Below are 9296 nucleotides of genomic sequence, written 5' to 3'. Positions count from 1 at the left end.
ATAGGGGCCGATATTACAGAACTCTACAGTCATCGTTGGGAAATCGAATTAGGCTATCGAGAGATGAAGCAGTACATGCTTCAAAATAGCCTTACGCTAAGAAGTAAAACACCGGCGTTAGTTAAACAGGAGCTTTGGGGGATGTTGCTCGCCTACAACCTACTGCGTTTTATGATGTGCCAGATGGCGTATTCATTGAACACGGTAATGCCATACCAAATAGGCTTTAAGCAGGCATCAATATTTTTAGTGAGTCAGTTGCAGATGCTCCCGGCTGTCGCACCTGGAAGATACCCAGAAGTGCTCCGATATATTCTCGACATGGCAGAGAGCTTTGTACTTCCAGAGAGGCGAGAGAGGACATACCCAAGAGCAGTAAAGAAAAGGCCCAATCGCTATGCGACTAGGCCTTCTAAAAGACGTAACTCAGCTTAATTCACATGCATTACCGCTCAAGCGGTGGTTTTTTTATCGTTAAAGTAAGCGCGAATCATCACCAAGTGAGCCAATAGGCAATTAACAGCGCAAACACAATGCACGCACCAGCATAAAAGCCCAACTCAATTTTACGTGCCGTCATGTCTTCCGCCTCTTCAGGCTTTAACGTGAGTCCCCAGTAAGCAAAGCCAATGCCTGATGACAACAACAACACCCCAAGGCCAAACACGAGCCCTTCTACTGCATGGATAAATGTCATGTGCTTTCCTCTGATTATCAATCGCTGGTGTTGTAGCACATTATTATTGCACTGAAAACCAGCACGCGACGTGCTATTACCTATCAACAGGTTTACGAACCATGCGCGTCTACGGTTCAATAACAAAGCGATAGCCGTCTAGACCTTAGCTCCATACGTCGCTAATCGGTGTGTCAGGGGAAAAGTCGTGGGCCACTTGTGCTTGCAACAACTCTGCCGTGGCGATGGCATCGGTCAAGGCGTGATGACTTTGATAAAAAGGCAACTGATACCGAGTACGGCTATCGGCTAACCGAATCGACGCCAGGGGACGACGCATAATACGGTCCATCAAGCTGCGCTTCCCGGTACGGTGTTTCCGCGCCTCAAGCTCCATGGTGTCGACCATCGGAAAAATAATCCCTTCCCCTAAACGCTGCTTAATCGCACGGTCAAGGAACTCTCGCTCAATACGGCGGTAATGCACCACAACGATCGCACCGGCGAGCGCACTTAGCAGTGGTTCAATTACATGAGAAAAGTCTGGTGCATTCATAATGTCTGAATGGGTGATCCCATGAATAACAATCGAAGACTCTGCCAGCGGACGATTGGGATTCACAATCCAGTGCTGCGCCTGTTGGCAGCGAATGCGACTAAGGGTAAAAGGCACCAGCCCAATACTGACAATGGCATCCTTTTCACTGTCTAGACCCGTAGTTTCAAAGTCGAGTGCGACAAAGGGCACATCCTTAAGAGGCGTGTCGGGTGCTACCCAGCCTTGTTGATAAAACGCTTGTAGCGTTTCATGTTTCACCTGCTCACGTTTGGTATCCAGCATGGCTTGCCAGTCCACGTGTTGTGCCGGGGCTTTCTTTTTCAGATCCAAATGCAACATGCCCTCCCCTTATGACCGATTCGGCTGGTAGCGGAATTTCAAGAACTTCTGAGCGTTACTTAAAATCTGGAATGCATCTTTGAGGTTACGGCGCTCAAAATCGGATAAATTCTCCGGTTCCACATTGTTATCTGGCTCACGTCCCGCTTCGATATCCAGCGCTTGGTGACGAATACGCACCATGGAAATAAACTCCATCGCATCTCGAAGGTCTGGCCCTCGGCCTTTGGGCAAGATCCCAGATTCAATAATGTCGTCTAAGCGCTCAAACGAGTTTTGTGAGCGCGAATCGATAGCTAATGCGTGTACACGGATAAGATCGGCTAATGGCGCTGTGCCGCGGCGTTTGAGGTTAATCGAGTTATTGTGTCGCCCATCTTGCTCCATCACGAAATCTTTAAAGAAGCCCAAGGGCGGTGTGCGATTTAAGGCATTGCGCGCCATTGATGCTAAAAAGCGATTATTGCGACGTGCACGGCGACCAATGAAGGCTTTGAGTTGTTCAGCCCAGTTAGTTCGACCATAGACACCATCTAAATCAAAGAAGATGTTGCTGTCGAGTAAAGAGCGTGGGCTCGGATTATCAATCCAATCGGCGAAGCATTGTTCCCACTCTTTCAGTGTTTTCCGCCACTCAGGGTTAGTCGCCATGATATTACCAGTACAATAGGTATACCCGCAGGCATCGAGCCCATCAGACACGCGCTTCGATAGTGCCTCAAAATACGCGTTATGCTCGTCGTAGTTAAAGCTATCGTCCAAGATAATGGCATTGTCTTGATCGGTCACAATCAGTTGCTCATCGCGTGCCATCGATCCCATCGCCAAAAAGCAATACGGGATAGGCGGCTCACCCAGTTCTTCTTCTGCCAACTCCAACAGGCGCTGCTTAAAACTGCGGCCAATCACAGACATCGCAGACCCTATCATGTGTGAGTTCGCGTCCTCATTGACCATGCGTACAAAGCAATCTTTGACTTGTTTCGCCAACACCACTAAATCGTCCACCGATTGTTGGCGGAAAATACTGGCGACGAGGAACAAGCTGTTTTGCGATTCGTAACGTGCAATATCCGATAGTGCGACCACACCCAGTGGTTTGCCATGTTGTAATACCGGTACGTGGTGGAGGTTTGAGCGCAGCATGGTGAGCATGGCTTCAAAGATGTAAGCATTATGATCGAGGGTGATCAGCTGGGGCGACATGATTTCTTGTACCGGCGTTTCATAAGGCAAGCCTTCTGCTAACACGCGATTACGTAAGTCACGATCAGTAATGATCCCCAGCACGGGATTGAAGCCGGTTTCGGGATCGGGCTCATCGCCCATCACCAAAATTGACGAGACCGCTTCTTGCGACATAACTTGCGCTGCATATTGTACCGAGTCGGTACTATCGATCATCACGGGGTCGCGAATAATCAGCTTCTTAACTTTGGACGTCGTCAGATCATTGGCTTCATTATGGCTCGATACCGCCTGACGTAATCGCGTCCGGTCTTCGACCTCGACAAAATCGGCAAAGTGTTCAAATTCATCAAACAAGCGGTTAAATGTCGCCTCAGGGATGAAGTACACCAAGGTGTCTTCGATCGCCTTGGCGGGCATACGCACCCGGTTGTTCATCAAAAGGCCCATCTGACCGAAAATATCCCCCTCGGCGATACGGTTGTACAAGGTGCCATTACGACGATACAGCTCGACAGCACCGCTACGGATCATGGCTAAATCATGAATCTCATCGCCGTAGGCAAAAATCGTCGTGCCCGCTCGGTGATAACTAATTTCGATGCTTTGCGCGACCTCAGCAACCACCTCTTCGGGAATCGATTCAAAAGGGGCGTATTGGGAAAGAAATGTCGCAATTTCAACTTGTTCAGCTTCCATGATGCTCACCTAGCGTTGCGAGAAAGTGCAAGGGTATGCGATTGAATATTCACAATAGATGAAACCTAAAAGCTTAGTCTCACCCATCACATATCAAGGTTGTTGGTAATAAAAAAGGCAGTCCCGAGGGCCTGCCTTTTTCATCATAGCTAACTGTTAGTTACTTAGCACGTACAGTTACTTAGCGCGCGGCTCTGATGCTAACCCTTTGAACAAGGAAGCAGTCGCTACCAGCAGTACAATCGTGAACGGGAAGCCAGTTGAAACCGCCATCGCTTGTAGGGCAACCAAGCCACCACCAAGGATAAGCGCCACCGCAACTAGGCCCTCGAAAGACGCCCAGAAAACACGTTGTGGCACTGGCACGTTCACTTTACCGCCCGCAGAGATGGTATCGATAACCAGTGAGCCTGAGTCAGACGAGGTCACAAAGAACACGATAACTAGAATGATACCGATGAATGAAGTAATCGATGCCAACGGCAAATCATCCAACATTGCAAACAGTTTCAGTGACAGTTCAGCGTCTACAACTGCGGTGTAACCTTCGTTCACAAATTGACCAATCGCGGTACCACCGAATGCGGTCATCCACAACACACAAGCAGCAGATGGGATCAGCAATACGCAGGTGATGAACTCACGCACTGTGCGGCCACGAGAAACACGCGCAATAAACATACCTACAAATGGAGACCATGAAATCCACCATGCCCAGTAGAACGAGGTCCAGCCTTGCGTAAAGTTGGCATCTTCACGTGCAAACGGCATAGACAGCGCAGGCAAGTTTTCTAGGTACGCGGCGAGGTTACCAAAGAAACCGGTCAAAATGGCTAGCGTTGGACCCACTGCAATCACAAAGATAAGCAGTAGCAGTGCAAGCAACATGTTCACTTCGGAGAGGCGTTTCACCCCTTTATCTACCCCAGCAACCACAGACAGGATGGCCATACCGGTGATACCCATGACAAGCAGCACCTCTGTGGTGTTACCCAGTGGCGTATCAAACAGATAGTGAAGACCAGCAGACGCCTGTGAGGCGCCAAGGCCTAGTGAGGTTGCAAGACCAAAGAGGGTCGCGATGATCGCAAGAATATCGATCACGTGGCCGGTCCAGCCCCATACACGCTCGCCAAAGAGCGGGTAAAAGACTGAACGCATGGTCAAAGGCAAGCCTTTGTTATAGGCAAACAGAGCCAAACCTAGCGCCAAGACAGCGTAGATGGCCCAAGGGTGAAGACCCCAGTGGAAAATCGTTGCAGACATACCTAGGCGTCGAGCCGCTTCAGCATCTCCGGCTGCTGCGCCCAACGGTGCCCAGTCGGTACGAATACCGTTTGCATCAACAGCGGTACCGCCCAATGACGTTTGGAAGTGTGTTAACGGCTCTGATACACCGTAGAACATCAAACCAATACCCATACCGGCGGCAAACAACATCGCAAACCAACCCGCATAGCTATAATCCGGCTTAGCTTCTGTCCCGCCGAGACGAACGCGACCCAAAGGTGACACAATCAGTACTAGACAGGCGATAACAAAAATATTACCTGCAGAAAGGAAGAACCAGTCTAGATTCGAGGTCAACCAACCCCGAAGATCACCAAAAACAGGGCCGATTTGGTTTTGAAATGCCAAAGTGACAAATACAAAGGCCATAATGGCCAGCCCCGAGACCATAAATACTCGGTTGTGAATATCAAAACCAAACGGGCCAAGTTTAACGGCCACATTATCCTGACCGACCTGGTAGTCAGTATCGATCGGGTTAACTTTCCCGTCCGGTTTCATCATATCTTCATGGCTTTTATCGCTCACGAGTTAACTCCTTAGTCCGTTTGTTCGGAAGCCTGTGAGTGTCGGTGGCCTGTGCGCTCAATTGGCCTTTCCATCGCAAAACGCGGATAAAAAAGTTGACCAGCAGCAAGAACCGCAACATCCACACAGCTCATTACCCTAACATAAATGCGCAACGATTTAATTAGGGCACTAACCAAATGTCGATTTTATAACCAACTATTAATCAATATATACACTCAAACCCCAGGCTAGACGCGGCCTAGAACTCATTTGAACTCTTTATTTCAGAGCTATAAAGGATCGTGTCACACACTTTCCTCTTTTAGGTTTAGCGGAAATACGCCGTATCATAAAAAGAATTCATTGATAGTGCTCACAAAAAATACCTATGTTCACCAGCAAAACTTTTGATGGATCACAAAGACATCGTGAATAGCATGCGTTTGTTCAAGTACCTATCGTGAAGCAGCTCTGAGTTCGCACGACTCGCCTACGAGCACATAACCTCCAGGCCACAAAAATGCAAAATAATGCAACAATATGATTTATTCGTGATACTTGTCACACTGAGAAAAATAAGTACAATACCGCCGCAATCGTTTTCCATCCCAGTTTAACGTTTGCGGAGCAAGCATCATGCAATTTGGCATCGGCCTTTTGGGGATTAGCGTCCTCTTTCTAATCGCGATTGGATTTTCAGAAAATCGTCGTGCGATCAACTGGCGTACCGTCGGTGGCGCTTTCATTATTCAAATCGTCTTTGCCGGGTTTATTATCTCCGTCCCGCTTGGTCAGCGTATTTTGGCTAACGCATCAGAAGCCGTGTCCGCAATAATTAGCTTTGGCGATATTGGTGCTGAGTTTCTGTTTGGTGATCTCGCGAAATTTAAACTTGGCTTTATCTTTGCTTTCAACGTTTTACCAACTATCGTCTTTTTCTCCGCTCTGATCGCCGTGCTTTATCACTTAGGGATCATGGCTTGGATTATTCGCCTGATCGGTGGCGTACTACGACGCGTACTCGGCACTTCGCGCACTGAATCGATGTCAGCCACTGCCAATATCTTTGTCGGATCGGTAGAAGCCCCTCTTGTCGTGCGCCCTTTTCTCGCCTCAATGACGCGCTCAGAATTATTTGCAGTCATGGTCGGCGGATTAGCCTCCGTGGCTGGAGGCACCATGGTTGGATACGCAGGCCTCGGTGTTGAAATGAAATACCTGATCGCTGCCGCTTTTATGTCCGCACCAGCCGGTCTAATGATGGCAAAAATTATGGTCCCGCAGACCGAAACGCCTATCAGTCATACCCAAGCGCAAGCCGAGCAAGATAACCACGATAAGCCTGTCAACTTGATCGATGCAGGTACACAAGGTGCTTTAAGTGGATTACAAATTGCGATGGCAGTCGGGGCTAGCTTGCTGGCCGTGATCAGCATGATTGCGCTGATCAACGGCGGGTTGGGCAAACTTGGCCCGATGATCAATATGCCTCAATTGAGTCTGGAGTGGATATTCGGCTATGTGTTTGCACCAGTCGCTTGGCTCATCGGTATTCCGTGGGGGGAAGCAATGACTGCTGGTACCTTGATTGGTAAGAAAATTGCGGTGAATGAATTTGTGGCGTTTGCTGATTTTATGAACCTAAAAGGTGCACTTTCTCCCCATAGCCAAGCCATTGTTACCTTTGCACTGTGCGGCTTTGCCAACCTCACTTCGATCGCGATGTTGATGGGCGGACTGGGCGGTATTGTTCCAGAGCGCCGAGGTGATATCGCCAAATTAGGAATGCGTGCCATTCTTGCCGCCACCTTAGCGAATCTGATGAGCGCAACATTGGCAGGGCTGTATCTGACTTTATAACCTCAATCACGCTGGATAGTTTTGCCATCATTCTGATGGTTCAGTGTTTCTCACCAAGGACGGTGAGTGCACAAAAAAGCCTCGAAGAGAACAGACTTCATCTGTTACACTTCATTTACTTAACGTAAAGAGATGTAGTCACCATGCGGTATCCTTGGGTTCTTTTTGATGCAGATGAAACACTGTTTCACTTTGATGCGTTTGCAGGACTGCAACGCATGTTTTCACACTATGATGTCGATTTCGACCAGCACGCCTTTGCCGAATATTCAGAACTAAACAAACCTTTGTGGGTGCAATACCAAAATGGCGAAATAGACGCACACACGCTGCAAACCAAACGCTTTACCCACTGGGGAGAGCGGCTCAAGGTGGCTCCGACAACGCTAAACCAGCATTTTTTGGATGCGATGGCCGAGATCTGTGAGCCACTCCCAGGCGCAGAAGCACTGCTAAACGCGATTCGTCCACACGCACACATTGGTATTATCACCAATGGCTTTACCGCGTTACAGGATGTGCGCTTGGAAAAAACAGGGTTCAAGCCCGCCATATCTACTCTCGTGGTATCCGAGCAAGTCGGTTTTGCCAAACCTGACCCTCGCATCTTCGAGCATGCATTTGCAAAAATGGGCCATCCACCTAAGTCTCAAATCCTCATGGTCGGCGATAATCCAATGGCAGATGTCCTCGGTGGCATGCGCGCAGGCATAGACACATGCTGGTTGAATCGCGACAAAAAGCCACTACCAGAAGGCGTGACGCCTACCCACCAAGTGGACTCACTGCATGCACTCCAAGCGTGGCTCATGCCTGACAACGCCTAATCATAAAAAAAGAGAGCCAATGCTCTCTTTTTTGCTTTCCAACGATGTCTTTGCCTAGTGGGGCAAATTAGCTGCGGTCACCAGCAACAAAAGCGGCTTTTTCTGCTTGTTGGCCTTGGTCGGTATTTGCAACATAAGTCACTGAACCACTGTTTTGGTCTTGGCTGTAAATGAATACACGACCTGATTCGTCAGTCACTTTGGTGTCCACGCTTTTTGAGCTGGTTACTTTCGCGCCTTTAACGGCTTGACCTTGTTCAGTCACTGATACCCAAGCACCGCCTTCTGCAGGTTGTACGTCAAGGTTAAGGCCGCTCGCCATTACTGAGGTTGATGCGAGTGTCAGTGCAAAAATAGCTGCTAATTTTTTCATGGTTGTTTCCTCTCTCGTTGTCGATTGATTGTTATTAAACGCCAATCTCGGTGACCAATTGTCACCACAATGTCTCTATTTGAAGATTTTCTTTGCGACCTTTCGTCGCGGGACGAGAGAGAATGTACGCCGATAAAAGTGTGCTCACAATCACAGTTATGCGAATGACTTGTTCGAAAAATTGCACGTGATTTCACGATCAATCAAGCGTAGAAGATCACAGATATGTGCCTATCCTTACCTCCAAAAGTGATCTTCTTTCTCCTTTCACCCGTTTTGCCAAGAGCCACGACATTCCTGAGCAGTCACTCACTGTCATTGCTGATGATGGTTTGGTGAGGAATGATCAATCGATGAAAAGGAGAGCAACATGTTAAAACGTACCTTCACGAAATTTGCGGTGACTGCCGCCCTGATTCTAGGAATGGGAAGCGCGATGGCTGCGCACCACAAAGGCGGCCACGATATTGTGGACACAGCTGCAAAAAATGATGACTTTTCTACCCTTGTCGCCGCCGTCAAAGCTGCAGGGTTAGTGGATACCCTCAAAGGAGAAGGACCATTTACGGTCTTTGCGCCCACGAATGCGGCATTCGCTAAGCTGCCAGAGGGGACGGTCGACATGCTTCTCAAGCCCGAAAACAAGGATAAGCTGGTCGATATCCTCACCTATCATGTCGTACCGGGTAAGGTGACCGCAGAACAAGTGATGGATATGTCGTCCGCCACCACGGTACAAGGCAGTGACATTATGATTAAGACCTCTTATGGCAAAGTTAAAGTCGATAACGCGACCGTGACCAAAGCCGATATTATGACGTCAAACGGCGTGATACATGTGATTGATACCGTGATCATGCCTTAGCGACCACGCTACTGAGCCTACGATTGTACAGATAGTGATTTGACCTGTGCGGTCAGTCGTCAGTGACATCGAGTAGGGTGAGGCGTTGCCGCCTCATCCCTCTCACAGAA

Annotated in this window: 9 protein-coding genes; 4 read left to right on the top strand and 5 right to left on the bottom strand. The window is 48.7% G+C overall.

Annotated elements, in window-relative coordinates; all coding sequences use genetic code 11:
* A partial coding sequence (locus tag BGK46_RS17040; protein ID WP_139130811.1) for a transposase occupies nt 1–435 on the top strand: 435 nt, incomplete at its 5' end.
* A gap of 58 nt (nt 436–493) precedes the next feature.
* Here the strand turns inward: BGK46_RS17040 and BGK46_RS17035 are convergent.
* From BGK46_RS17035 to BGK46_RS17020, 4 genes are all read right to left on the bottom strand, one after another.
* On the bottom strand, nt 494–697 hold the full coding sequence (locus tag BGK46_RS17035) for a hypothetical protein (RefSeq protein WP_069591341.1): 204 nt from the start codon (nt 695–697) through the stop codon (nt 494–496).
* Between the two features lie 145 nt (nt 698–842).
* Nucleotides 843–1574 carry a 3'-5' exonuclease gene (locus BGK46_RS17030; RefSeq protein WP_069591340.1) on the bottom strand — a complete coding sequence of 244 codons (732 nt, stop codon included), beginning with the start codon at nt 1572–1574 and terminating at the stop codon, nt 843–845.
* Nucleotides 1575–1583: 9 nt separating this feature from the next.
* Nucleotides 1584–3461, bottom strand: coding sequence for a DUF294 nucleotidyltransferase-like domain-containing protein (locus BGK46_RS17025; RefSeq protein ID WP_069591338.1), 1878 nt, complete (start codon nt 3459–3461; stop codon nt 1584–1586).
* 177 nt (nt 3462–3638) lie between these two features.
* Nucleotides 3639–5255 (bottom strand): BCCT family transporter, encoded by a 1617-nt coding sequence (locus BGK46_RS17020; RefSeq protein ID WP_371414234.1) that lies wholly within the window; start codon nt 5253–5255, stop codon nt 3639–3641.
* A gap of 642 nt (nt 5256–5897) precedes the next feature.
* Between BGK46_RS17020 and BGK46_RS17015 the strand changes: the two genes are divergently transcribed.
* Both BGK46_RS17015 and yjjG read left to right on the top strand, forming a co-directional pair.
* The gene (locus BGK46_RS17015) at nt 5898–7121 is read left to right on the top strand and encodes a NupC/NupG family nucleoside CNT transporter (protein ID WP_069591334.1); all 1224 of its coding nucleotides are present in this window, start codon (nt 5898–5900) and stop codon (nt 7119–7121) included.
* 143 nt (nt 7122–7264) lie between these two features.
* Nucleotides 7265–7948 carry a pyrimidine 5'-nucleotidase gene (yjjG, locus tag BGK46_RS17010; RefSeq protein WP_069591332.1) on the top strand — a complete coding sequence of 228 codons (684 nt, stop codon included), beginning with the start codon at nt 7265–7267 and terminating at the stop codon, nt 7946–7948.
* Nucleotides 7949–8015: 67 nt separating this feature from the next.
* On the opposite strand, the gene BGK46_RS17005 is transcribed toward yjjG, so the two are convergent.
* On the bottom strand, nt 8016–8321 hold the full coding sequence (locus BGK46_RS17005; protein WP_069591330.1) for a hypothetical protein: 306 nt from the start codon (nt 8319–8321) through the stop codon (nt 8016–8018).
* Nucleotides 8322–8691: 370 nt separating this feature from the next.
* Here BGK46_RS17005 and BGK46_RS17000 point away from each other — a divergent pair, with 370 nt between their 5' ends.
* On the top strand, nt 8692–9186 hold the full coding sequence (locus tag BGK46_RS17000; RefSeq protein ID WP_084781576.1) for a fasciclin domain-containing protein: 495 nt from the start codon (nt 8692–8694) through the stop codon (nt 9184–9186).
* Nucleotides 9187–9296 lie beyond the last annotated feature (110 nt).

It is taken from the genome of Salinivibrio sp. SS2 (assembly GCF_001722075.1).
GTDB classification, from domain to species: domain Bacteria; phylum Pseudomonadota; class Gammaproteobacteria; order Enterobacterales; family Vibrionaceae; genus Salinivibrio; species Salinivibrio proteolyticus.
This window is presented reverse-complemented; position numbering and strand designations above follow the sequence as displayed.

What these genes read in the sequence shown, in the direction of transcription:
- BGK46_RS17035 (WP_069591341.1), bottom strand. Translation starts at nt 697, where the DNA reads ATGACATTTATCCATGCAGTAGAAGGGCTCGTGTTTGGCCTTGGGGTG.
- BGK46_RS17030 (WP_069591340.1), bottom strand. Translation starts at nt 1,574, where the DNA reads ATGTTGCATTTGGATCTGAAAAAGAAAGCCCCGGCACAACACGTGGAC.
- BGK46_RS17025 (WP_069591338.1), bottom strand. Translation starts at nt 3,461, where the DNA reads ATGGAAGCTGAACAAGTTGAAATTGCGACATTTCTTTCCCAATACGCC.
- BGK46_RS17020 (WP_371414234.1), bottom strand. Translation starts at nt 5,255, where the DNA reads ATGATGAAACCGGACGGGAAAGTTAACCCGATCGATACTGACTACCAG.
- BGK46_RS17015 (WP_069591334.1), top strand. Translation starts at nt 5,898, where the DNA reads ATGCAATTTGGCATCGGCCTTTTGGGGATTAGCGTCCTCTTTCTAATC.
- yjjG (WP_069591332.1), top strand. Translation starts at nt 7,265, where the DNA reads ATGCGGTATCCTTGGGTTCTTTTTGATGCAGATGAAACACTGTTTCAC.
- BGK46_RS17005 (WP_069591330.1), bottom strand. Translation starts at nt 8,321, where the DNA reads ATGAAAAAATTAGCAGCTATTTTTGCACTGACACTCGCATCAACCTCA.
- BGK46_RS17000 (WP_084781576.1), top strand. Translation starts at nt 8,692, where the DNA reads ATGTTAAAACGTACCTTCACGAAATTTGCGGTGACTGCCGCCCTGATT.